Origin of the sequence: Novibacillus thermophilus (genome assembly GCF_002005165.1) — a bacterium.
GTDB lineage: Bacteria > Bacillota > Bacilli > Thermoactinomycetales > Novibacillaceae > Novibacillus > Novibacillus thermophilus.
In genome coordinates, this window is sequence record NZ_CP019699.1 from 3,382,708 (window position 1) to 3,407,857 (window position 25,150).

The following is a 25,150-nucleotide window of genomic DNA, read 5'->3' on the forward strand; positions in this document are numbered from 1 at the left end:
TAAACTGGAATTCCATAACCTCAGGGCCTACGCTTTAAACATCAACTACACTATTCACCCGGGTTTAAGAGTTCATCAACCCTTCAATTAAAAATCTTTGTTCGTTAAACAAAATATTCAGGAAAAAGACGCTCCACTTCCAACAGATTTTAAGAAAACAGTACAGATTAAGTACTCCATCTCGTCCTGTTTAGGGCCAGTACTTGTGGTGGAAAAGGATCGCTAAAACAATTCAGCTCCATCCATCACGACTATACACCAAATTTTTATGTCCCTATTTTGGACCAACGACTTTGTTTAAATCTCCATATAAAATTGGACAGAGCTTTCGGTCAAACGTTAAATCCGATTGACATAAACCGTTCCAAAACGTCTCATGAGAATATAACGAGTATGTGAAAACTATTTTGAGTCTTTTTTAATGATATCTAATGTGTAGACGTATGACAGATCTATATCAAAGAAACGAGTTAAAGACCAAAAATATCAATTATGCTCTTATTATGTTAGGATGTCCTTTTTTTGTAAACACACCTTGTATCTACTATTAAATTGCTGTGTTTTAAAATTAAGTTGTAATCAAATAGATCGTGATCAGTAGCCAAAAGTACACAATCCATTTTCTCTAAGTTTTCTTCATTTATTTCTATAGATTGCAAATCAAAAATATGTTCCCTCATTTTAGGAAACCTTGGCACAAATGGATCAGAATAGAAAACATTCCCTCCTCTCTCCCTTAATTTTTCCATGATCTTTATAGCCGGAGATTCCCTTACATCCGCAATATTTTTCTTGTAAGATATCCCTAAAACAAGGATATTTGAGTTTTTTAATGCCTTTTCTCTTTCATTTAACGCATCTACTACCTTTTGAACCACCCAATCAGGCATCAACCTATTAATTTCACCAGAGAGTTCAATGAACCTTGTATTTAAACCATACTCCCTTGCCTTCCATGTAAGATAAAATGGATCGATAGGAATACAATGCCCTCCCCATCCAGGTCCAGGATAAAAGGGTGTAAAACCAAAAGGTTTCGTAGCAGCAGCATCAATAACTTCCCAGATATCTATATTCATTTTGTCCGCTACTATCTTCATTTCGTTCACCAATCCAATATTCACTGCTCTATAAATATTCTCTAATAATTTAGTTAACTCTGCTGCCTTTGTAGAACTTACAGGAACTACTTTTTCTATTACTTCTTTATATAGAGCTACACCCACATCAAGACAATTCGATGTTATACCCCCTATAACTTTAGGAATATTGCTAGTAGAAAAGCCGGGATTTCCCGGATCCTCTCTTTCAGGAGAATAGACTAAATAGAAGTCTTCACCAACGCAAAACCCTTTCGATTCTATTGTTGGTTTAAGTACCTCTTCTGTAGTTCCAGGATATGTCGTACTTTCTAAACTTAATAACTGACCACTTTTTAAAAACGGACAAATTTTTTCCATTGTATTTGTGATATAAGATAAGTCTGGTTCTCTATATTTGTTAAGAGGTGTTGGAAGGCAGAGTATAACAACATCTTGTTGTTCTATTATTGAAAAATCAGTTGTTGCACAGAGATTTCCTTTCTCTACAAAATAGTTTATTTGATCATCTTTAATATGTTTAATATAGCTCTTCCCATTATTTATACTCAGTACTTTTTCATGATCAATATCAAAACCTATCACTTTAAAATTTGAATTAGAAAATGTTATGGCAAGTGGTAAACCCACATACCCCAATCCAACTATACCTATATTAGCTTCTTTATTTTTTATTTTTTTTATTTGCCTATGTTTTATTTTATCCACCAAATTTTCCAAGGAGATCACCTCTGTATTTTTTTATTCTGTCGGCATGCTTTGAATACCCAAAATGTTGTTCAACATATTCATACGCTCTATTCACTTGAGCTTCATAGTAATCATCATCACTCATTAATTGGTTAATTTTTTCCTTCACTTCAAAAGGGTTGGCATAAATCGCAGCTTCTCTAAATAACTCTTGGTAACTATACGGAACAATAACCGGTACACCTACCGCCATAGCTTCTATGATCACTCGACCAAAGGCTTCAACTAAATCAGCATGTGTGAAATACACAAAGACATCCAACGTGGATAGAAAGTCCTTAGGATGCATCTCTCCAAACTCTAATACATGCCAATTGGAAGGTAATCGTCCAAGTGCCTTCTTCGGCGTTTCCGCTCCACCAAGTATGTGTACTTCATATCCATCTGAATCTGGATAAATTGCAAGCAATTCTTCTCGATTTGAAGGCCATTTTACGTATTGGTCTCTAGAATGCCTTCCTATTCTCACGCTTGTCCCCCTTTTAGGGCGTGAAGGGCGTTTCCACTCCTCTACATTAATAATGTTTGACCAGTCCTCTTTTGCTAAAGTGATAGACTTTAACTCCTCAGCATGATGCTCATGGAGTGCCTTTCGAATGAGTGGTCCGATTGGATGCCATACTCCTTCCTTACCAAAATATTCCCGAAGGTGTTCACTGGCTCTTCTAATATCGTAACGCAACACGGCATTCGGTCCATAATCGCTCATAGGGGTCTGGTTCACGATAACACGAATGTCTTTAGCTTTCACATCTGGAACAAAACGTTGCCATTCCTGCAATATAGGAGGATACCTCAGAAGTAGTATGTCACATGACACCTTCTCCCCATAGACGATCATTTGGACGCTATCACCGTCAATTAGATCCCGTATTTTGGGATTGATTTTTTTTCGGGGAGGATAATCATACCGGGACATCTGAATCAATCCTGTACGAAGTCCCATCTGTTTCTGGGCTTTGATCTCCTCTAAGTTCGATATGTTGGATCCCCCGTCTAAACGAAAATCAGATGCCAAGATCACATCAAAGTGACGTCTACCAGAACCTTGACGTTTCGGCAACATTGGCTCCGGAACAGCAAAAGGACGTGACTGTTGAGGAAATTCATAACGTAAATTCTTATTTTGACTATGGAAATAAGTCTGTGCCTCAGCATATTCTTTACGTGCTCCCATGAAGTATCCAGGAAAGCCGAAGGCGGAGTTTCCAGTCAGAGACGATTCAGATTGACGTTGGAAAGAGAGAGGACCTGTTGGCACCTCGACTACTGCTTCCTCACCAAAAACTTTTTTAATCCTTTTGATAAATTCGGAATCTGCGCCAAACCGGACACAATCCCAGTACCCGACCGCTTCCATCACGGGCTTACGACGGAACATAAAGGATGACATATTGCTAAATATATAGGCCCCCGGCTTACCTCTCCTGAAAAATTTGAGTTCATTAGTTGCACGTGCCTGCTGAGAAGTGTTTCCGATCACTGACGGATTTTCTAGTAAATGACGCACTTGTTTCTCAATCTTTTCAGGATGCGACCAGTCATCGGCGTCATTCACCGTCACAAAATCACCCGACGCCTCGCGAAGCGCAAGGTTGCGAGCTACATAAGCACCTCCGTTAGATTTTGCTTTGATCAAATGCACTCTCTTATCACGCGCTACATATTCTTCTACAATGGAGACTGTCCGGTCCGTACTGCAATCATCGACAACAAATATTTCCAAATTGGTCCATGTTTGTGTGAGTACAGACCCTAGTGACGTGTCAATAACATCTTCGGCATTATAGACAGGAATAATGACTGTGACTTTTACAGTCTCGTGTTCCGAAAGCCGCACCCCTTCGCTTATTTCACGCTCGCATACGAGGCAGTCATACAAGGGACGATCGGTAGACGTCATTAATGAAACAGTACTGATTCCATACAACTGCAATGCTTTGTTGATCCACTTTATGCGCGCAGAAGCTGATGATTCTAAATTCGCAGCCGCAAGATAAAGATCGGCATTAGGTCCCTCTTCTAATGCGGACATTATAGTACGTTTAGCCGCCTCAATATTTCCCAATAATTCATGACATTCTGCTTCTATTATGGCCACACGACGTAACCGCGGACCAGCCCCACCATCAACTGCTTGGGGTAATACTTCCAGACAACGACGGGCATCCTCTCTATTATGTTGATTCGCATACCATAAAGCAACCTCCCACGCAGCTGCTCTTTTTGCAAAAGGATCCTTACTCTCTTGATATATGTTTCTAAGATCATTTAACCCACGTTGTGTAAAACCAAGATTATAAAGACGTTTTTTTTGTTCTAATATTAATTTTTTTATTTTTTTCTGTTGTTTGGACTTACCCCTTTTATGTTTATTTGATTTGCTCTCCTCTATATTTTCAGACCTGTCTTTTTTCTGAACCTCTCTCGGTTCAAATCCACTAAACAGTTTCCTTTTTAACGTTTTTAGAAAATCCATTGTTTTTCTTATAGGTTTCGAATATCGCCATACACGACTATGTTGAATTTTAGTATATTCCCTCTTAAAATAGTTTCTTTCTCGTTTAACTTTTTCGTATCCTTCCTTTATTTCTTGAAAGTTTAATCTCAGTTTATTCATCTCACTTTTAAGTTCCTTTAATCTCTCTTCTTCCTCTCTTATTTTTGAACTAAGTATTTTGTTTTGTTCCTCTCGAATTTTAATTTCTTCTTGGAGTAATTTATTCATTTTGACAGTGCTGTCTATTTTATTGTTCAGTTTCCTATACTCAGGATGAGCCTCTGCTAAAATCGCTGCTCTATTTAGCACATCATGTTTTTCACTAATCAAAAATTTAACATCAATTTGTTTCTTACTAATTGTGTCTTCCGATTTAACATGCTGTTCATCATAAAGTTTCTCTTTTATATAAATAGATGTATCGAATGCATGAGAATTAAATTTATATCCGATATTTTTCAGATACTGGTGAATATCACTGTTCTCTAATCCAACTTCTTGAACAGAGTAGTCCTCAATTAAAATAACGTTTGGACAATATTTTTCCCAATTATTAGACTTTAATACCTGAAGATCTAAACCTTCAACATCTATATTTAATAAATCAATTTCCTGCCCAGCTGGTAGATATTCATCTAAAATATCTGCTAGTGGTTGCACACGAATTTTTTCTTTTCCAACGATTTCTACATCACCTTTAAGCAATTGGCGCTGAACATTTTCTTCTAAAACAGTGTTTCTTGCTGGAAAATTAAACTTCCAATAATCAGTTTCCCTTCTAAAATTCCCAACAGCAGTATGCAGATTTATATCTTTGGGACGATCTTGTTTAAAATGTTCTATAGTTTTATCGGAAGCATCGATGTTAATCCCTTTCCAACCGAAGAAAGTATGCAATATAAACGTGTTAGAATACTTGCGAGGATGAAAAGCGCCAACATCTACATAAAAGCCGTTTCTAATATCACCCTTAAACTTCTTAAACAGTCTTAATAAAATCACATCTTCTGCTGATTGACCGAAGTGAAACCCAACCCCATCAGTAGCAGCCGTTGCCAAAAACATGGCTGGAGAGACCTTTTGACCAAATAATCTAAAAGGCATGTTTTTTGTCCCATTCTTTTTCTCTACCATTGGTTAACTCCTTTCTCAATCGAGATAAATGGGTTGAATACCCAAAATGTTGTTCAACATATTCATACGCTCTATTCACTTGAGCTTCATAGTAATCATCATCACTCATTAGTTGGTTAATTTTTTCCTTCACTTCAAAAGGGTTGGCATAAATCGCAGCTTCTCTAAATAACTCTTGGTAACTATACGGGACAATAACCGGTACACCTGCCGCCATAGCTTCTATGATCACCCGACCAAAGGCTTCTATCCAATTAGGATGTGTGAAATACACAAAGACATCCAACGTGGATAGAAAGTCCTTAGGATGCATCTCTCCAAACTCTAATACGTGCCAATTGGAAGGTAGCCGTCCAAGTACCCTCCTCGGTATTTCCGCTCCACCAAGTATATGTACTTCATATCCATCTGAATCTGGATAAATTGCAAGCAATTCTTCTCGATTTGAAGGCCATTTTACGTATTGGTCTCTAGAATGCCTTCCTATTCTCACGCTTGTCCCCCTTTTAGGGCGTGAAGGGCGTTTCCACTCCTCTACATTAATAATGTTTGACCAGTCCTCTTTTGCTAAAGTGATAGACTTTAACTCCTCAGCATGATGCTCATGGAGTGCTTTTCGAATGAGTGGACCGATTGGATGCCATACACCTTCCTTTCCAAAATATTCCTGAAGGTGTTCACTGGCTCTTCTAATATCGTAACGCAACACGGCATTCGGCCCATAATCGCTCATAGGGGTCTGGTTCACGATAACACGAATGTCTTTAGCTTTCACATCTGGAACAAAACGTTGCCATTCCTGCAATATAGGAGGATACCTCAGAAGTAGTATGTCACATGACACCTTCTCCCCATAGACGATCATTTGGACGCTATCACCGTCAATTAGATCCCGTATTTTGGGATTGATTTTTTTTCGGGGAGGATAATCATACCGGGACATCTGAATCAATCCTGTACGAAGTCCCATCTGTTTCTGGGCTTTGATCTCCTCTAAGTTCGATATGTTGGATCCCCCGTCTAAACGAAAATCAGATGCCAAGATCACATCAAAGTGACGTCTACCAGAACCTTGACGTTTCGGCAACATTGGCTCCGGAACAGCAAAAGGACGTGACTGTTGAGGAAATTCATAACGTAAATTCTTATTTTGACTATGGAAATAAGTCTGTGCCTCAGCATATTCTTTACGTGCTCCCATGAAGTATCCAGGAAAGCCGAAGGCGGAGTTTCCAGTCAGAGACGATTCAGATTGACGTTGGAAAGAGAGAGGACCTGTTGGCACCTCGACTACTGCTTCCTCACCAAAAACTTTTTTAATCCTTTTGATAAATTCGGAATCTGCGCCAAACCGGACACAATCCCAGTACCCGACCGCTTCCATCACGGGCTTACGACGGAACATAAAGGATGACATATTGCTAAATATATAGGCCCCCGGCTTACCTCTCCTGAAAAATTTGAGTTCATTAGTTGCACGTGCCTGCTGAGAAGTGTTTCCGATCACTGACGGATTTTCTAGTAAATGACGCACTTGTTTCTCAATCTTTTCAGGATGCGACCAGTCATCGGCGTCATTCACCGTCACAAAATCACCCGACGCCTCGCGAAGCGCAAGGTTGCGAGCTACATAAGCACCTCCGTTAGATTTTGCTTTGATCAAATGCACTCTCTTATCACGCGCTACATATTCTTCTACAATGGAGACTGTCCGGTCCGTACTGCAATCATCGACAACAAATATTTCCAAATTGGTCCATGTTTGTGTGAGTACAGACCCTAGTGACGTGTCAATAACATCTTCGGCATTATAGACAGGAATAATGACTGTGACTTTTACAGTCTCGTGTTCCGAAAGCCGCACCCCTTCGCTTATTTCACGCTCGCATACGAGGCAGTCATACAAGGGACGATCGGTAGACGTCATTAATGAAACAGTACTGATTCCATACAACTGCAATGCTTTGTTGATCCACTTTATGCGCGCAGAAGCTGATGATTCTAAATTCGCAGCCGCAAGATAAAGATCGGCATTAGGTCCCTCTTCTAATGCGGACATTATAGTACGTTTAGCCGCCTCAATATTTCCCAATAATTCATGACATTCTGCTTCTATTATGGCCACACGACGTAATTGTTCAGAATCCGTCTCTCCTTCAATTGCTTGGGGCAACATTTCCAGACAACGGCATGCATTCTCTCTATTATTTTGATTCGCATGCCATAAGGATAACTCCCATGCAGCTTTTCTTTTTATAAAGGGATCCTTACTCTCTTGATATATGTTTCTAAGATCATTTAACCCACGTTGTGTAAAACCGAGATTCTGAAGCCGAAATTTGGTTAGTTCAATTTCACGTAAATGAGTTTGAATATTCCCTCGACTAAATAGCCTTTTAATCTTCTTTTTCTGTTTTTGAGTAAACAAGTTTGTTATAAATCGCCTTTGTTTTGTATCGAATAACTTATAAGCAATCCATTCAAGAAAATCTATCACTTTGCTCTTGAGTACTTCCATACAAATATCATCTCAGTCTTCAATTAAATTAATTTCGTTTTTTCTTCTCAATATTTGTTAACTTTTTGTATTGTGTCACTGCTTCCTTAGGTTCTCCGTCGAAACGTATCTTACCTTGATCGATCCAAATAACTCGCGTACAAACCTTTTCAACAAATCTCATACTGTGCGAAACGATGATAACCGCCTTAGCCTGTCCTATCATTTCCTGCATTTTTTCACTGGCCTTTTGTTGGAATGCCATGTCCCCGGTTGATAAAGCTTCGTCAATGATAAAAATATCGGGCTGTAATGTAGCTGCTATACTGAATCCAAGTCTCGATCTCATACCACTGGAGTATTCCTTTACCGGCTTATTGATAAACCTCTCTAATTCAGAAAAACTGACGATTTTTTGATATTCGCATTCCACTCTCTTCTTAGGTATTCCAAGGAGCATACCGTTTAAATAAATGTTATCTCTCCCTGTTAGCTGAGCATTAAATCCCGTTCCATAACCGAGTAACGCCGTAGTTTCTCCTTTAAGTTTTAACGAACCTTTGTCTGGAGTAATAATTTTAGTCAAAACTTTGCACAGTGTACTTTTACCCGCACCATTTTTTCCGATAATCCCGACAATTTCCCCTTCATTGATTTCAAAGCTCACATTATCAAGTGCCCAGTGCGTTTCTTTACCGATCTGATAAGAAACACTGATATTCTTCGCTACCATTACACGTCTATTTTTAATGTCTGATTCAGTTTTCTGTATGGAAAAACTTTTTCCTGATTTTGGTTTTTCCGGCACAGTAGAACGGTACATCTCGACAATTTCTTCTGGATTCCCTTCGGCCCTAATGACCCCCTTGTCCAACCATATTAAACGATCACAGTTGGACTGGGCGTAGCGTAGACTGTGAGTCACCAAAATAACCATTTTTGCCCTACTTACAAGTTCCCGCATCTTGGCCGCAGCCTTCTGGCTAAATTCAGCATCTCCTGTATTTAAAGCTTCATCAAGTATGAGAATCTCCGGTTCTAAAAACGAGGCAACACTAAACCCGAGCCGTGACTTCATGCCGCTTGAATATGTTTTGACAGGGCGGTCAAAAAAAGCTCCTATACCGGAAAAATCATGAATTTGTTGAATGAACTTATTTATTTTACTCTTTTCTATCCCTAACATCATTCCGTTTACATATACGTTTTCTCGGCCTGTTAACTCCTTGTTAAAACCCATTCCTAAGGAAAAGAGTGCAGATACACTGCCATCAACATAGAGATTACCTTCATCGGGGTGGAGTATCCCCGCAATTAACTTGCAGAGAGTGGTTTTTCCTGAGCCGTTTGACCCTATGATCCCCAAAATCTCTCCTTGATAACCTGTAAGGTTAATATTTCTCAACGGCCAAAACAGCTGATGTCGATTAAGTTTTTTCTTCCTGCTTAGAAAATCAAATACACGTGACTTATAATCGTCTTTCTGAAACCCAGTTTTAAAGGAAACGCCAATATTTTCGGCTTTTATGACAATTTGATTCGTCAGTTTATGTGGCTTTTTTTCCAATAACATAAGATACCCTCATTTAGAGTGCTTTTATTATTTTGTGTTCATTTTGGCTATAATAAAACAATAAGCCAGCCATTACAACAAGTGAGCTAATACCAATAATAAGCAACCCAGTAAAGTCTGGAGCTGATTGGTACATAAGTATGTCGCGATATGCCCCGACAATAATCGCAACCGGGTTAATATCAGTAACCCAACTGTACTCAGCAGGCAGCCGACGCCCCTCCCAAATGATGGGGAGGCATAGAAAATAATGCGGACAATATGGCCCAAAACATTGTCAATATCCCTTACAAAAACGCAGATATAGGCAACAAATAGACTAATAGCCAATAAAAAAATTAATTGTATTATAATGATAAATGGCAAATATACAATCTGCCATCCGGGTATAACTCCAAAGACAACTAAAAAAATGCCGACAATTATGAGGCCAAATGCAAAGTTAATCAATTGGGTAAATGATATTGTCATTGGAAATATCGCCTTAGGCAAATACACTTGGTTAATAATCGAAGAATATTTTAGGATCGCCTTTGCTGAACTATTTACTGTCGTACTGGTCCAACGCCATGATACCAAGCCAATAACGAGATATACCGGATAATTTTCTCCACCCCGCCCCAACACTATGACAATGAGAAAGTAATAAACGACAACATTGAGTAAAGGATCTAGCAACCACCAAAAATAGCCTAAATAGCTGTTGCGATGATCTGCTTTTAATCCATATTTTACCAGATAGAGTAAAAGATCTTTTCTTTTCCGAATTTCATATAAATATTTTCGCATAATAATCCACTACACCGCCTTAAAGATTCATACACACAATACCGATTATACCATGCTATACTTCTTTATGGAGAAATACAAATAATTCACAAAGTACCATATACCTGAATTATTCATATAGCTGAACTTAAAATATCAAAAAGCGCGTCATACCAGGCCATTAAAAGCATTCCACCTTTTCACCCAATGGGTGAAAAATAGAAATGGAGCCCAACCTTTGGTATTGTAAAAGTGACCAAAACCAATACAAACCAAGGAGGCTCCCTTATGCATAGTGTAAACGAGCAGACCATGCATTTCAACAAAAGTGTGAAAGTCAATTTTGAAGGTGGAAACCTGACCTCAGATGCCGGTTGGTTACTGTATAAAGAATTTGATGAAAAAATCGGGCTCAGTCAAGCGATCACGGATCACCTCAATGTGAATGATCCAAACCGTCATCACATCCATTTTAACGATGACGTCATCATCCAAAAGATCTATCAGCACATTGCCGGGTATCATGCGGATGATCATGCCGATGAATTACGTCATGAACCTGTGTTGACCACCATTTTGGGTAAAGAAGTCCTGGCTTCTCAACCGACCATTTCCCGGCTAAATCAGAAATTGGATAAGGAAACGATGAAGCAGTTGCAATCGGTCAATTCACTGATGCAAAAACGAGTCGATATCATCCAACCCAAGGAAAACATCATGATGGATCTGGACTCGACCAACTTGGCCACCTATGGTGAACAGCATGGATCCGCCTTTAACACGCATTATCAAGCCCAGGGTTACCATCCCCTGATGATGTTTGATGGACTGACTGGAGATTGTCTCAAAGCAGAACTGCGCGCTGGTCATGTGTACACATCCCGGCAAGTCGTCCGCTTTGTCGGCCCTGAAATCAAGCGATATCGGAAGCAAAGTCCATGGGCAACGCTATGCATACGCGGGGACAGCGGTTTTGCCATCCCGGCTCTCTATCAATTGGCGGAAACACATGATGTCCACTATGTGATCCGCTTAAAAGCAAACAACGTGTTGAAACAAAAAGCACAGCCATTTGAAGATGAACTCTGGAAACAGTTTGATCTGAACACGACAGAAGCCAAGGTGTTTTACACATCATTTGACTACCAGGCACGTGCTTGGGATAAGCCGCGTCGTGTGGTGGTCAAGATGGAGAAACCGGAAGGTGAGCTTTTCTTCACCTACACCTTCATCGTGACCAACATGGGGCTCTCACCCAAAAACATCGTCAAGCTTTATGCGAACCGTGGCACGATGGAAAACTTTATCAAAGAAGCCAAGAACGGCTTTGCTTTCGATCAGATGAGCAGTCCATCGTTTTACAGCAACGCCACAAAGCTGCAACTCATGGTGCTCGCCTATAACTTCAACAACTGGTTTCGTCGACTGTGTCTACCCAGAACGATGAACAAAAATCGTATCGACAACATCCGTTTGAAGTTGCTTAAGATCGCGGGAAAGCTGGTTCGTTCAGGCAGATATCTGACATTTAAACTGTGCAGCAGTTGTCTGTATCAAAAGGCTTATTGGCAGACTTTACGAACCATCCATCACCTCCCACGGTTTGGTTGAATGAGATGATATTAGAAAAGTCAATCTCATAGCATTCACATTAACCACAGGATCAGTGTGCCCTTTTACAGCCGATTTTGAAAGCTAGCGTATGACTTCCTGCTGTTTTTCCAGTAGATTAGGTAATATATTATGAGAAAACATCTAGGGAAACCAAAAACTTACAAAAATCAGGCTTGAAACTGGTTTTTAAAACATTTGAGACGCGGTTATGAATAATTCAGGATATACTTTTCAAGAGGCCTAATCGCTCAATTTCGCGGTAAACTTTCCACGTTTGTTTAGCCATCTTTATTTTGTTGCTTGATACCGAGCCTTTGACCACCCTGTATTTAGACAACACCTCTTGTAACCCATAAGCGGTGAAGCCCTTTTTACATAAGGTCAGCCACAATGCGAAATCTTGTCGGGAGCGTATATCAATCATTTTGACCTCACCAATCATTTCAACATCCAGCATAACGGTCAAGCATCCGATCACATTGTGTTTTAAAAGTTGTTTATAATTAACTTTTTCGGGAATGTTTATAATTGAGTTTGTTTCTTTTCCATCTTCTGTTATTTTCATATATTTCGTAAATGAAAACGCGATCTGACGATCTTGCATAAAACGCAATTGTTTCTCCAGTTTTTCCGGCATCCACTGATCATCACCATCCAAAAATGCCAAATAGCGACCTTTAGCGTGCTCAATAGCGACGTTGCGAGCTACGGCGGGTCCGCGATTCTCTTTAAACCTAATTAGGCGAATTCTGGAATCTCGACTTACATACTGTTTAACAATTTCAATGGTGTGATCTTGTGAACAATCATCTACTATAATCATTTCCCAATTCACATAGGTTTGTCTCTGAACAGATTCAATAGTATTATGTATAAATCTTGCCGAATTATATGTGGGAGTAATGACAGATACTAGAGGATGTTTTTGTTGAGTTGTATGTCTCATTAAATCTACACCACCAACAATTCCATACGTTGTTTACTACGTTTAAGTCCTCCTCCATATATCACTGTACCATTTAATTAACTTTTTTTCTTCTAACTGCCAATTCAACTTTTCTTGAACAGCCTTTCTTCCGTTTTCTCCCATTTTCCTTGCAATCTTTGGATTTTCCTTAAGATATTTCAAGGCACACTTTATTTCCAATTCATTCAAAGGATTAACTGCGATGCCACAGGCATATTTTTCTACAAAACGTTTCCAAACTGGGAAATCTGAACACAAAATGGGTATACCTGCCATCATATACTCAAAAAACTTAGTAAGTTCTTTTTGTCTATAATGATCTGTTGGTGGAAAAAGAGCTAATCCGGCTAACCAATCATGACTAATATATTGATTATCAATTTCTTCTCTCGGAACAAAGCGATCAATCCCTTTAATGAAGAGTTGATTCTTTCTGCTTCCTGCTATGTCATACATTTGATTAGCTAAACGAGAATCACATTTCCCTACAAAGTGAACGGAAACGTTAGTATCAATTAAAGGAAGGCTCGCATGTAACAAAGCTCCACGATCAATTGTAACATTTCCGGTATAAATTAAATTTTTGCTTTGTTTTTGTTCTATCTGAAGAGAAGTAATTTTGTCATTTAGAATAGGGTAGTTTAATATACATATTCCTTTTGGGTATTTCCTTTTATAATATTTCTCAGCTAAACATAGTTCTAATTTTCGGGTCAAAATCCTCTCAACGACACGGTAAGACAATGCCACAATTTTTCGGATAGGCTTAATAATGTATTTTTTTTGCAAGATACTCGTCTCGTAATCTTCGTGTATATCATATATAACAACATTGTCATCTTTTTTTAAAATCCTAGCTACTGGCAAAAGCTCTGGATCATGTATGTGGTAATAGTCAGCTTTTATATCACGAGCTTTTTTATATGCTTGTACTGTTGTAAGAAACATTCTGAGCAATCGATTTCGATACTTTTTTATGGGGATGATATTTACTTTGTCCTTTTTGAATCCTCGTATCTCAGGAGCAATTAGTGTTACATTGTAACCTGCTTTGTAGAGAGATATGCACTCTTTGTAATAAATTCTTGTATCATATGGATGATGTACCGTTGTTATATGAACCACATTTTTTTTTAATTTATCCAAATCTCTATTACTCCTTATCAATCACCTTTAAATGGATCCCTATAAATCTATTTTACCCATCATTAAATGGACTCCCGCTGGTCAAGGGAGTTCATTAAAACAGGATTCTTAAAAGTGGTAGTCTGAGTTTAAACTCAGACTACCACTAACTTACTTATATCTTGGTATATCAAAGTGCATAACAGGGTCAGTCAATTGTTCGTACAAATTTTTAATGTTCGGTACTTGTTTCACAGCCCAACCAATATCTGTTGCATATTGTGGGTATCCTGGATTGGCAGGATTCCATCTCATTTTGTATAAAGTGTTTTGTTTGTAGCTATTATGAATGTACCTTTGAGCTATGAACTTTGAACCGCCTATAATCGCATCTTCTGGAGTGAACCAGCCTTGTTCATAAGCGTATGTCGCACCTGCTTTAACGGCGTTACCATCATGTGCACCAACTCCAAACATATTGTATGTCGTTCTAATATTTGTTAGACTGCTTCTATTACTTGAGGTGACTAATACTAAATGACCATCACGGTTCTTTCCAACTTCAACACCTTTTGCTAGTTGCGATGTCCCGTTTCCTGTTTCCAATATAGCATGTGATATTAAGTACACTTCATTAACAGAATATTTTCTTCCTCCGTCAATAAATGCTTGTCCCATGCCACTTAATATTCCTCTCCCAGCTAATACTTTATTTAGCTGTTTAGCCGAAACTCCCACACTTTCAGTTAAAACTAAGTGCTGGAAAATATCGTTATTATTTGGGTCTAAATATTCTGCAACGGCCGCTTCGCTAGCATCATGAAAAAGCCCTGGTGCTGAATAAGAAACATCTAGCCAGTCGCCTTTTTGGCCTAAAATTGTGACTTTTTGCCCCTTTTCTAACTTTCCTATAATATTTCCCGTCATACTCGCTGAACTTCGAACATTTAAATGTCCTGAACTTATATTGACTCTACCGTTCTTTATATAATCTTTATGAACATATCCCCTAGGCGTGGTCGTTTTCGGCGATCTTGTCATTTGTATTCGCAGTGCCTCTTCAAAGGATATATTATAATCTGTATAGGTGATGATAGTTCTACTAAATGGAATTTCACCTTTCTTGGCTAATTCTAGATTTTTTAGAGCTTGGTTCCTTATGCTTTCCGGTACGCCAGGTGCATTTAAAATACGGTTATACCTCTCTATTGCGGTTTCAAATTTTCTTTGTCTGTGTTGTTCCATAGCCCAATTTAACAAACTTTGGGCACTTTCTTCAATTCCCTTTAAAAATCTTTTGTCCTCTGGATACAAAATATATCCTTCTACAAATAATCTTAACCTTTCCGAAGAATGAGGATGATTATTGGCTTCTTCATATATTTTTTCTGCTGATGGAATTTTTTCTCTACGTTCAGCATATTTAAGTTTAATTTCCGTCTCTTGTTTTATTTTTGAATCTAGTGCAGGTGCTGAAAGTATTAGGTTATACCGATCGATCGCCGTTTCATAGTCCCCTTCCTGATGTTTCTCACTTGCCCAATTCAACAATGATCGCGCACTTTTATTTATTCCCTCTATAAATCGACTATCATTCGGATATAAAACATAACCCTCTATAAAAATAGATAGACGGTCAGAAGAATATGGCTTATTTTGGGCTCTATTATAAAGACTGTTTGCTGTAGGTATGTCTTTTCCTTCTTCCGCATATTTTAGTTTGATTTCAGTCTCTCGTTTTATTTTTGAATCTAGTGCAGGTGCTGAAAGTATTAGGTTGTACCGATCGATCGCCGTTTCATAGTCCCCTTCCTGATGTTTCTCACTTGCCCAATTCAACAATGATCGCGCACTTTTATTTATTCCCTCTATAAATCGACTATCATTTGGGTATAATTTATATCCCTCGATAAATTTAGAAAGGCGATCTGAGGAATACGGTTGGTTGTGCGCTAAACTATGTAAAGCACTTTTATGCTTGCTCTCCGTCTCTTGTTTTATTTTTGAATCTAGTGCAGGTGCTGAAAGTATTAGGTTGTACCGATCGATCGCCGTTTCATAGTCCCCTTCCTGATGTTTCTCACTTGCCCAATTCAACAATGATCGCGCACTTTTATTTATTCCCTCTATAAATCGACTATCATTTGGGTATAATTTATATCCCTCGATAAATTTAGAAAGGCGATCTGAGGAATACGGTTGGTTGTGCGCTAAACTATGTAAAGCACTTTTATGCTTGCTCTCCGTCTCTTGTTTTATTTTTGAATCTAGTGCAGGTGCTGAAAGTATTAGGTTGTACCGATCGATCGCCGTTTCATAGTCCCCTTCCTTATGTTTCTCACTTGCCCAATCCAACAATGATCGTGCACTTTTATTTATTCCTTCTTTTATTAACTTTGCTCCCCCATATATGCTATGTCCTTCAATAAATAACGTTAGACGATCTGAGGAATGTTGCTGACTTATAGCATACTTATAGTATAATTCAACAGTCCTTTTCCCTTGCTTAGCATAGTTAAGATTGTACTCAGCCTCTTGTTTTATTTTTGAATCTAGTGCAGGTGCTGAAAGTATTAGGTTATACCGATCGATCGCCGTTTCATAGTCCCCTTCCTGATGTTTCTCACTTGCCCAATTCAACAATGATCGCGCACTTTTATTTATTCCCTCTATAAATCGACTATCATTCGGATATAAAACATAACCCTCTATAAAAATAGATAGACGGTCAGAAGAATATGGCTTATTTTGGGCTCTATTATAAAGACTGTTTGCTGTAGGTATGTCTTTTCCTTCTTCCGCATATTTTAGTTTGATTTCAGTCTCTCGTTTTATTTTTGAATCTAGTGCAGGTGCTGAAAGTATTAGGTTGTACCGATCGATCGCCGTTTCATAGTCCCCTTCCTGATGTTTCTCACTTGCCCAATTCAACAATGATCGCGCACTTTTATTTATTCCCTCTATAAATCGACTATCATTCGGATATAATTTATGTCCTTCAATATAAGCTTTGAGCCTACTTGATGAGTCAGGTTGAGACGCAGCATACTCAAGCCATTCATTTGCTGTTTTAGGCTCATTACTTGTTGAGCGAAAAGGTTTAATTTCTTGTTCTTCAATTTTAACTTCTAAGGATTTACTAATATCTTGATCTAAATCATCGGAGTTTTTTTGCTCAACGAGTTCATTTTCATTATTCTTTTCATCTTCAAATTCTTCTTTCCTGTAGTATTTATGATTGAATTTATCTTCTAGCTCTTCACTTGATGGGGATTTTGAATTTTCTTTACTATCCGTATCACCTTCCATTAAAAGTTCCTTATTATTATCAAGATTTTCAATATCCTTTTTATGTATACCTTTTTCATCTGCGTTCACAAGATGAGGGTGTGTAATCATACTGATAACCAATAAAGTGGTGACTAATAACTTCAAGGACACTCTCACTATTCTCCACACCTCTTTCATTCATTGTTTTAATGTGTCGATAAATATATCCTCATATTGTTGAACGATCTTTTTTGCCTCAAAATCTAAAGCCCGTTTATATCCTTTATCTACAATTTCGGAAGCTCGTTTTTCTTTTTTTAGTGTCAACACTTCCAGCATCTGCTCAGCCATTTCCTCGGCGTTGCCGACTTCGCACAAACGTCCATACTCACCGTTGTTTAAAACCTCACTAGGGCCGGATGGACAATCTGTTGATACAACAGGCGTTCCCGTTGCAAGCGCTTCTGTAATGACATGACTAAAACCTTCGTGCTTCGATGACAACACAAATAAATCTGCTTGTTTAAAGTATACATACGGATTTTTCTGAAACCCGACAAAATGCACGCGGTCTCCGATGTTTAAATCGTCCGCTTGCTGCAACAATTCTTCCTTTAAAGGGCCTTCGCCTAAAACGATCAATCGGCTGTTGATGTGCCTGCTTACCTTAGCAAAGGCATTCAGTAATGTACGGTGATCTTTCTGTTCGACCAGTCGCCCCGCTGTTATAATCACTTTGTCCTCTGTATTAAAAAGTTTACGGTGTTCGGGCGCTATTTCCCCATGTTTTACTTTATCTTCTATATCTTGAAGGTCAACAGGATTATAGATCACTTTAACATTTTCGGAAGGGATGCCGTATCTCGTGATCAAATTTTCTTTAACACCTTCTGACAACGAGATAATTTGATGGGATAATCTATAAATGATGCCAAAACATCTCAGTTTCAAATTCGTCCGAAACGTCCCTCCCAAATTGTCGGCTTCTCTGATTATGTTTTTCGCACCTGTTAACGACAACAACCGGGAAATGATGGCGATCGTATTGACGTTGGGGATAGTACTAAAGACGATATCGGCCTTTTCATCCCGTATGATTTTGGCTAGGGGGAATACAGCTCCTCTCAGCCGTTTAGAGTTCAGTTTAATAAACGTTACATCTGGTTTTAATTCGGATTCGTAAGCGCCGTTAAAGTTAAGAGTTACAAGCACAGGTTTGAATTTTGACCTGTCTAAATTGTTCATAATATTTAATAACGTCCGCGCAGCACCTCCTCCACCCATCTGGTAAATGAAGAATAAAACTTTCACCTTTTTCATTTGTTTCCAAACATCCCCTGTGTCAACATTTTACAATAAACAATACGAATCCCCATACCATAAGTACCTAATGATATAGGGAGAAATTTTACCTGTTTTGAATTTTGGCCAACTCTTTCTCAAAGTCCTTCGTGCTCAACCAGAGCTTGTATATAATCGCCAGTTCGAACATAAACAGCAGAGCGGAGCTGAACAGAATAATCTCAGGGATAAACCCGACGATGGGCGCAATGATGAAGATAAACATCTGAAACTCAATACCGCTGAACAAGTGCATGCGGATGCGATTCCTTAACAGCATCTCTCGGATTTTCAAGTACCGCGGAAATTTCGATTTGAATGCCTGCTGCAGGTCGATCTTCCTCTTCTCTTCTGCATCTTCCTTCACACGCCCCTCTGTATACCTTCGAACCTTTTCCTCAGCTTCCGACAGAACGCGTTCTGCCCGCTCCACATCTTCCTTTAGAGCAGACGCCGGGTGGCTGTCATCTATCCAATGCTCTGTATGGAGCCAATGAGCGCGAACGAGGGCTTTCTCCTCTTTATTGCGGTTCGCTCTCGCCTTCTTGATCTTTCCCCGCATTTGACGGCGAAGTTTGTACAAGGTCAACGCGTTGTAGTGGCGAAAAAAGTAGACAAACATAAAGAGCAAAGCTAAGAACAAAAATGTATGATCCCCTGTCAGCTGAAACTGTCCGACTGTCAGCGCCACGCCGCACACGATGACGCGAATGTGATCGAGCATAATGTCGAGCAAAACGCCGAACATGGAGCCGTTCCCCTTCAACCGGGCGATTTTCCCGTCCATACAGTCGAGAATGAAGCTGATGTGGTACAGGATGGCCCCGGTTAAGAGAGCGTCAGTACTACCCACGTAAAAACTGTAAGCGGCGATCATACCGACTATAAAAGACACGATGGAGATTTGGTTTGGCGTAATGTTCGTGTAGTTGGCGACTGGTACGACTAACCGCGACGCAATAGGGTCGACGAATAAGACGGTCCACCAGGCGTCTTTCGCTTTGTACGTACTATGAACGTCTGACAGGGTATATTTCCCATCTGTCAAAAAGGGTCACGCTCCTCGCTGTTTTCCAGTTTCATACAAATTAATCATCTCGTGAATGTCTCCGATCGCTGTGACCTTTCCTTTTTTCAGTATCAAACCGCGATCACATATTTTTTGTAACGGTTTGAGACTGTGGGAAATGATAACGATCGTCTTTCCCTCTTTCTTTAATTCCTCCAATTTGGCATAACATTTCTTTTTAAAGTCTTTATCACCAACAGCCAACACTTCGTCAATAAGAATTATTTCTGCATCGATGTGAACGGCAATCGAAAAACCGAGACGAGCTTTCATCCCCGAAGAGTAAAACTTCACCGGTGTATCTATAAACTCTTCCAGCTCTGCGAATTCGACGATCTTCGGATAAACCTTTTCGATCTGTTCTCGATTTAAACCAAAGATGGCACAATTAAGGCGGATGTTCTCTCTCCCGCTCAAATCGCGGCTAAGGCCGGCACTCAGTTCGATCAACGGAGCAATCTTGCCGTTAATTTGTACAACTCCCTTGTCTTTTTCTATAATGCCGCTGAGTATTTTAAATAAGGTGCTCTTGCCCGCACCGTTGTCGCCGATAATCGCAAAAGCTTCAGCCTTTTTGACTGCAAAGGATACGTCGTTCAAAGCGTAAAACGTCTCATACAGTCTTTCCCTTTTTGCCAGAGAAATAAAGTAACCTTTTAACGTTTTATCGTAGTACTTTCTAAACTGTTTGCTCAAATGTTTTACTTCGATCGCGTTCACGTTTAACCCTCCATGGGCTTAAATAATTTCCCCGACGCGACGGCTCATCCGGTCGAACAATTTCCAAGAGATTGTTAGCGCCACAACACAAAGTGTCACGACGTAAATAATAAAGTCTCCAGGAACGGTTATGTCAGAGAAAAAAACCCAGCGGTAGAGTGACAAAATCACAGCCATCGGGTTTAACAAATACCAATCAATGAATTGTTCTGGCACAAACGACAGTGGATAAATAATTGGCGACAAGTACATCCAGCCCCTGAGCACAACGGTCAAAATTATTTCCACATCTTTGTAGTACACGTTCATTACGGACAACACGATGGTAATACTCAAAACGAGTAATGCCTGCAACAGAATGATTAAAGGCAGTGCAAGCAATCGCAGAAACGGAATTTCTCCGCCTTCTGTTATGAGGGCTAAAATCAAGACAAGCGCGAGCGCTGGAAGAAAGTGTATAAAATTCGTCAGCACCGTTGATAAAGGGAATATCTGCCTTGGGAAATAAATCTTTTTTATTAATGAAGCATTAACCGTAAGAGATTTTGCCCCCTTTTGTATAGAATTGGACAAAAACATCCACGGTATCAACCCAGACAAGATAAATAACGGGTAATTATCAACCTTAAAGCGGATAATAATGGAAAACACCACTGTGTAAATAGCCATCATCCCGAGCGGTTCCAACAGCGTCCAGAAAAAACCGAAAAACGAGTTGCGGTACTTCACCCGCAGTTCTTTGTGCACGAGAAAGTATATCAGCTCTCTGTAGTTCCGGATCGTCGATAACATGCATGACTTTCTCCTTCCCGCGGGAACCCTAGGCGAATGAGATCACCCGCTTTCCGGTCCTTGACGGAAACACGTCGTCCAACAACTGATCGATTTGGCGATCGTTAAACGAAAACTCGTTTAAAACTGTGTACCGATCGCGCATAGCGGGTGCCATGCGAATGGCGAGGGCCATCTCTTCCCGGGTATACCCAAGGTCACCGAAATGTGTGGGAAGCCCCAGCTGTTCGTAGTACTGGCGGACATTGCCACTGGACCGGTGTTCGTCCTGCAAATATTCCGCGACGAGAATGCCAAGGGCCACTTGTTCGCCGTGGAGTGCTTTCCCCCCGCAGTAGTAGTCCAGCGCGTGACTGATCAAATGCTCTGATCCGCTGCACGGCCGGCTCGATCCTGCGACGGACATGGCGATGCCGCTCATCACGAGCGATTCGGCCAGTACTTTTACTAACGTCGTTTTGTCAAACGAACGGTTGCCTACTGTATTCATAAACGCTTCAACCGCGTGATTCGCCATGAGGCGGGCGAACGTATTCATTGTATCCTGTTGAGCCCGGCATGCCAAGTCCCAGTCGAAAATGGCCGTCTTGTTTGACAGTAAATCGCCGATGCCGGCGATCGTCAACCGCTCTGGACTGGAAGCGATCACCTCCAAATCAATGATGACCGCTTGCGGCATTTTCACCCCGAGGCTCGCCTTCTTGTTCATGCGGATGACGGCTACGGGGGAACAAATGGCGTCATTGGAGACAGAAGTGGGCACGAGGACGACCGGGACGTTGGAGCGGGTGCCGACGACTTTCGCCACATCCAGCGCTTTCCCTCCGCCGACGCCGATGACGATGTTCGCGGACGACTCCAACACTTGGCGCTCTAGAGCGTTGATCGTGTCGAGTGTGTTGTCTCGGCACTTCAGGACGTGTACGCGTCCGGTATCCGGTTGGATGTCGTGGGCGAGGCGATCGGCGACGCGGCACGTCTTCCCTGCACCACTAATGATGACAACCGTTTGTTCTGTTACCCAATTGTAGACATCTGTCCGTTTCCACTTTTTCAACGCATTGCGTTCAATGATAAGCTGTTCCGGGATGTCTGCCGTCTGACTCAACGTCAGTCCCCCCTTTTTCAGCTGTTTTTCTTACGAAACGACGATGGATGAGGCCAACTGCCTAGCTGCCTCCAGATCGTCCGGGTCGTCAATCTCGACCCAAGGATAACCTGCCGTATCGACGGCCATCATCTCGATGTCGTTGGCGCAAGCTTCGTACGCGTTTTCGTACCAGGCGTTCGTCTCGCCGGAGCGGATCAGTTCGTCTGCCTTTTGGTACAGGATGTCCAAATCGCGGACAGACAGTTTAGAAATGCCGATATACTCCCCGTCGGCAGCTGCAGGGTCGATTTTCTTGTTTACGAATTTCACACGGTTGCCTTCGAGTTTCACGCGCATCGCCTCTTCGGTCAGCTCCTTCTCCCGGTCGACGAGAATAGCAGTCTCTGCCTCACTGTCCATGAGGCGCGGGATCAAACGCTCGTCGTAAAAATCGTCGGAATTGATCAGCAAGATGTCGTCTCCGAGTTGCCTCGTAAGCCAAAAAGAGTAAATGTTGTTCATCGTATCGTAATGCGGGTTGTCGATAAACTGAACGTCTGTGCCGCGGAAGTGCGCTTTAATCCGTTCAGACTTGTATCCGGTGAGCACGACGATGTCTTTCAACTCAAAACCGGCATTCAGCACGCTCTCCACTTGGTATTGGATGAGCGGCTTCTGTTTGATTTCAATCATCGCTTTCGGCTTGTCGGCCGTCTCTTCCCTTAATCGGCTGCCGACGCCGGCCGCTAAGATGACAACTTTCACGATAAAACCCCCTTACTTTTTATCATTTTTTAATCTGCTTTTAATCTGCGTGTAACATTTACTTAATACAACGATAGGTAATATATAAGCGAAGCAACGTTTTGAGACTGAATAAACTTAAAAACACGGCAAAAAATACAGCCATAACCGGAGCGTGTAACAACACTTCGCCTGCCACGGCGATCGGCAGCACGGCAAAAAAGCCGGGCAAGCCGAGAAAGAAAGCAAGCCATTCCGCCCGTCGCGATTGTACCCGCATGTCGCCAACGGGGTCCCGTCCCTCCCCCTCACTGTACGTCAAGTGATAAGCGAGGGGACGAGCAGCGCCATGGTCGACATGACCACGATCCCGTAAACGAGCGAGGGCTCACCGAATGACACTTCATGCCAACGGACGAGAGCAAGGCCGATAGAAGCGACAATCGGAATACTGCACGCTCGGATGAGGGTGTCCAGGAAGACGCCGCGGCGGCTAGTTTTGTTTCTCAGGCGCGCCAATTCGCCGTCAATGCAATCACACGCATACCCGGTGTTATAAGTCACAACGGCCAAAAGGTGCGACCACGTTTCACCGACGGCTACGAGCCATCCGGTGAGGAGGAAGAAACCGATGCCGAGCCAGCTGACGCCGTTCGGGGTGAAAGGCGTGCGGTTCAATAACAGCGTCACATAAACCGTCACCCGCCGCAACACAAACCACGACCAGATTTCTTCCTGTTCACGCGGTTTTTGGCAACGTTGGCGGGCCTTAAGGATGCGTTCGGAATCAAGAGGTAATGTCGGGTACGCGTTTGTACTCTGTTTCATAAACCCTTTTTTTCCTCCAGTAATCCTTGCTCACCAAACTGACAGCCGAACCGATGCCACGGCTGAAGTGGAGCAGGAAGAACGCGAGCATACACGGAACAAAATAACGCGCCCCTTTTTTCATGGCCAGCCCTGCCGACGAGACGGTGAGGAGGCAAGCGTAGGCTAAAACTAGGGCCAGCAAGATGGCGACACTCACCCGACTGAAAAACGATCCAGCCAGAAGCAAGCAGCCGGTGAGGAAAGCCAAAAGCGGCATTTTGTGCCGCCAGCGCAAAACCCCTGTTCCCCGCCTCGATGCGACCATCGTCCACTTGCCGTCGCCGAATGATTTTTTTAAGAGGGCGCCAAGTGTGTTGCGGACGAAGTAAGTGGAGCGAATCTCTGTCGAGAGAAAGAACCGCCCGCCGTTGTTGCGGATGCGCGCGTGCATCTCGAGATCTTCATTCCGCTTCAGACTTTCGTCAAAAAGGCCGATTTCTTGAAAGAGTTCCCGTCGGTATGCGCCGTAAGGGACAGTGTCCACATACCCCTCCCACCGGTTCTTCGTAATGCGGAATTTGGAGTTGCCCACACCGAACGGGTGAGAGTACACGTACGCATTCACTTCACCCCAGAATCCCTCACCCTCGGTTTGAATGACTCCGCCGACACAGTCGGCTTCTGGCACGCGCTGAATGACCTCATACGTCTTTGAGAGGAAATCGAAGGGAATGTCACTGTGCCCGTCCACGCGGATGACATAATCTCCCTTGGCGTGCCTTATCCCAATGTTCCATCCCGACGGCAACGTCTGTTGCGGATTTTTGATGTATTGAATCCGTCCTGGATAGCGCGTTTGATACGTTTGGACAATGGCGGGCGTCCTGTCCGTCGAGTACCCATCGACGACGATTATTTCATACTGCTGTTGGGGAAAGTCTTGATGCAAGATGCTTTCCAACACCCGCCGTATATAACCCATCTCGTTACGCACCACTAACAGTAACGAGAACACTAAATCGGCACTCATCGCGCATCACTCACTCACAGTTTAATGGCCTTTTGGATCCTTCATGACATTTAACGATGTGGGACAACCACACGTTGCCGTACTTATTGATTATATCACGTTCTGTCCCCATTCGTTTATACAAAAAACGGAAACGCCGGAAAAAGGGGACCTTTTAAAGGATACAGCTTCTGTACGAAACGTAAACACTTCTTTCGTTCTAATGGGCAGCACAAAAACCTTCCCTAAAGAGACTCACCTTCCTTTCTTCTCATTT

17 protein-coding genes and 1 pseudogene are annotated in these 25,150 nt (G+C 41.4%); 1 reads left to right on the plus strand and 17 read right to left on the minus strand.

All coding sequences use genetic code 11. The features are described 5' to 3' along the window. Nucleotides 1-506: 506 nt before the first annotated feature. The 5 genes and pseudogenes from B0W44_RS16465 to B0W44_RS16485 form a co-directional block, all read right to left on the minus strand. Nucleotides 507-1,820, minus strand: a complete 1,314-nt coding sequence (locus tag B0W44_RS16465; RefSeq protein ID WP_269466618.1) for a nucleotide sugar dehydrogenase — start codon at nt 1,818-1,820, stop codon at nt 507-509. Then, entirely contained in the window at nt 1,801-5,484 is a 3,684-nt protein-coding gene (locus B0W44_RS16470) for a glycosyltransferase (RefSeq protein WP_077720977.1), read from the minus strand. The genes B0W44_RS16465 and B0W44_RS16470 overlap by 20 nt, the downstream gene beginning before the upstream one ends. Further along, nucleotides 5,444-8,002: a glycosyltransferase gene (locus tag B0W44_RS16475; RefSeq protein ID WP_077720978.1), complete on the minus strand. Its 2,559-nt coding sequence runs from the start codon at nt 8,000-8,002 to the stop codon at nt 5,444-5,446. Before B0W44_RS16475 ends, B0W44_RS16470 begins: the two co-directional genes overlap by 41 nt. 28 nt (nt 8,003-8,030) lie before the next feature. Then, a complete protein-coding gene (locus tag B0W44_RS16480) occupies nt 8,031-9,554 on the minus strand; it encodes an ABC transporter ATP-binding protein (RefSeq protein WP_077720979.1) in 1,524 nt (507 codons plus the stop codon). Between the two features lie 13 nt (nt 9,555-9,567). Then, a pseudogene (locus B0W44_RS16485) lies at nt 9,568-10,343 on the minus strand (ABC transporter permease). 267 nt (nt 10,344-10,610) lie between these two features. On the opposite strand from B0W44_RS16485, the gene B0W44_RS16490 reads away from it, so the two are divergent. Beyond that, nucleotides 10,611-11,933: an IS1380 family transposase gene (locus B0W44_RS16490; protein ID WP_077718401.1), complete on the plus strand. Its 1,323-nt coding sequence runs from the start codon at nt 10,611-10,613 to the stop codon at nt 11,931-11,933. A gap of 220 nt (nt 11,934-12,153) precedes the next feature. Here B0W44_RS16490 and B0W44_RS16495 read toward each other — a convergent pair whose 3' ends face one another. The 12 genes from B0W44_RS16495 to B0W44_RS16550 form a co-directional block, all read right to left on the minus strand. Continuing rightward, nucleotides 12,154-12,882 (minus strand): glycosyltransferase family 2 protein, encoded by a 729-nt coding sequence (locus tag B0W44_RS16495; RefSeq protein WP_077720980.1) that lies wholly within the window; start codon nt 12,880-12,882, stop codon nt 12,154-12,156. Between the two features lie 42 nt (nt 12,883-12,924). After that, a complete protein-coding gene (locus B0W44_RS16500; protein ID WP_077720981.1) occupies nt 12,925-14,049 on the minus strand; it encodes a glycosyltransferase in 1,125 nt (374 codons plus the stop codon). 150 nt (nt 14,050-14,199) lie between these two features. Beyond that, nucleotides 14,200-17,469, minus strand: coding sequence for an N-acetylglucosaminidase (locus B0W44_RS16505; RefSeq protein ID WP_169835642.1), 3,270 nt, complete (start codon nt 17,467-17,469; stop codon nt 14,200-14,202). A 27-nt stretch (nt 17,470-17,496) separates the two neighbouring features. After that, complete coding sequence (locus B0W44_RS16510) at nt 17,497-18,618, minus strand: glycosyltransferase (RefSeq protein WP_077720983.1); 1,122 nt, start codon at nt 18,616-18,618, stop codon at nt 17,497-17,499. 88 nt (nt 18,619-18,706) lie between these two features. Further along, nucleotides 18,707-19,687: a CDP-alcohol phosphatidyltransferase family protein gene (locus B0W44_RS16515; protein ID WP_077720984.1), complete on the minus strand. Its 981-nt coding sequence runs from the start codon at nt 19,685-19,687 to the stop codon at nt 18,707-18,709. 6 nt (nt 19,688-19,693) lie between these two features. Further along, nucleotides 19,694-20,428, minus strand: coding sequence for an ABC transporter ATP-binding protein (locus tag B0W44_RS16520; RefSeq protein ID WP_077720985.1), 735 nt, complete (start codon nt 20,426-20,428; stop codon nt 19,694-19,696). Between the two features lie 18 nt (nt 20,429-20,446). Continuing rightward, nucleotides 20,447-21,220, minus strand: coding sequence for an ABC transporter permease (locus B0W44_RS16525; protein ID WP_077720986.1), 774 nt, complete (start codon nt 21,218-21,220; stop codon nt 20,447-20,449). Between the two features lie 28 nt (nt 21,221-21,248). Beyond that, nucleotides 21,249-22,328, minus strand: a complete 1,080-nt coding sequence (locus tag B0W44_RS16530; protein ID WP_077720987.1) for an iron-containing alcohol dehydrogenase family protein — start codon at nt 22,326-22,328, stop codon at nt 21,249-21,251. Between the two features lie 30 nt (nt 22,329-22,358). Further along, nucleotides 22,359-23,075 carry a phosphocholine cytidylyltransferase family protein gene (locus B0W44_RS16535; RefSeq protein WP_077720988.1) on the minus strand — a complete coding sequence of 239 codons (717 nt, stop codon included), beginning with the start codon at nt 23,073-23,075 and terminating at the stop codon, nt 22,359-22,361. A gap of 58 nt (nt 23,076-23,133) precedes the next feature. Continuing rightward, complete coding sequence (locus B0W44_RS16540) at nt 23,134-23,334, minus strand: hypothetical protein (protein ID WP_077720989.1); 201 nt, start codon at nt 23,332-23,334, stop codon at nt 23,134-23,136. 38 nt (nt 23,335-23,372) lie between these two features. Beyond that, nucleotides 23,373-23,882: a CDP-alcohol phosphatidyltransferase family protein gene (locus B0W44_RS16545; protein ID WP_077720990.1), complete on the minus strand. Its 510-nt coding sequence runs from the start codon at nt 23,880-23,882 to the stop codon at nt 23,373-23,375. Further along, nucleotides 23,842-24,894, minus strand: coding sequence for a glycosyltransferase family 2 protein (locus B0W44_RS16550; RefSeq protein WP_077720991.1), 1,053 nt, complete (start codon nt 24,892-24,894; stop codon nt 23,842-23,844). Before B0W44_RS16550 ends, B0W44_RS16545 begins: the two co-directional genes overlap by 41 nt. Between the last annotated feature and the right edge of the window lie 256 nt (nt 24,895-25,150).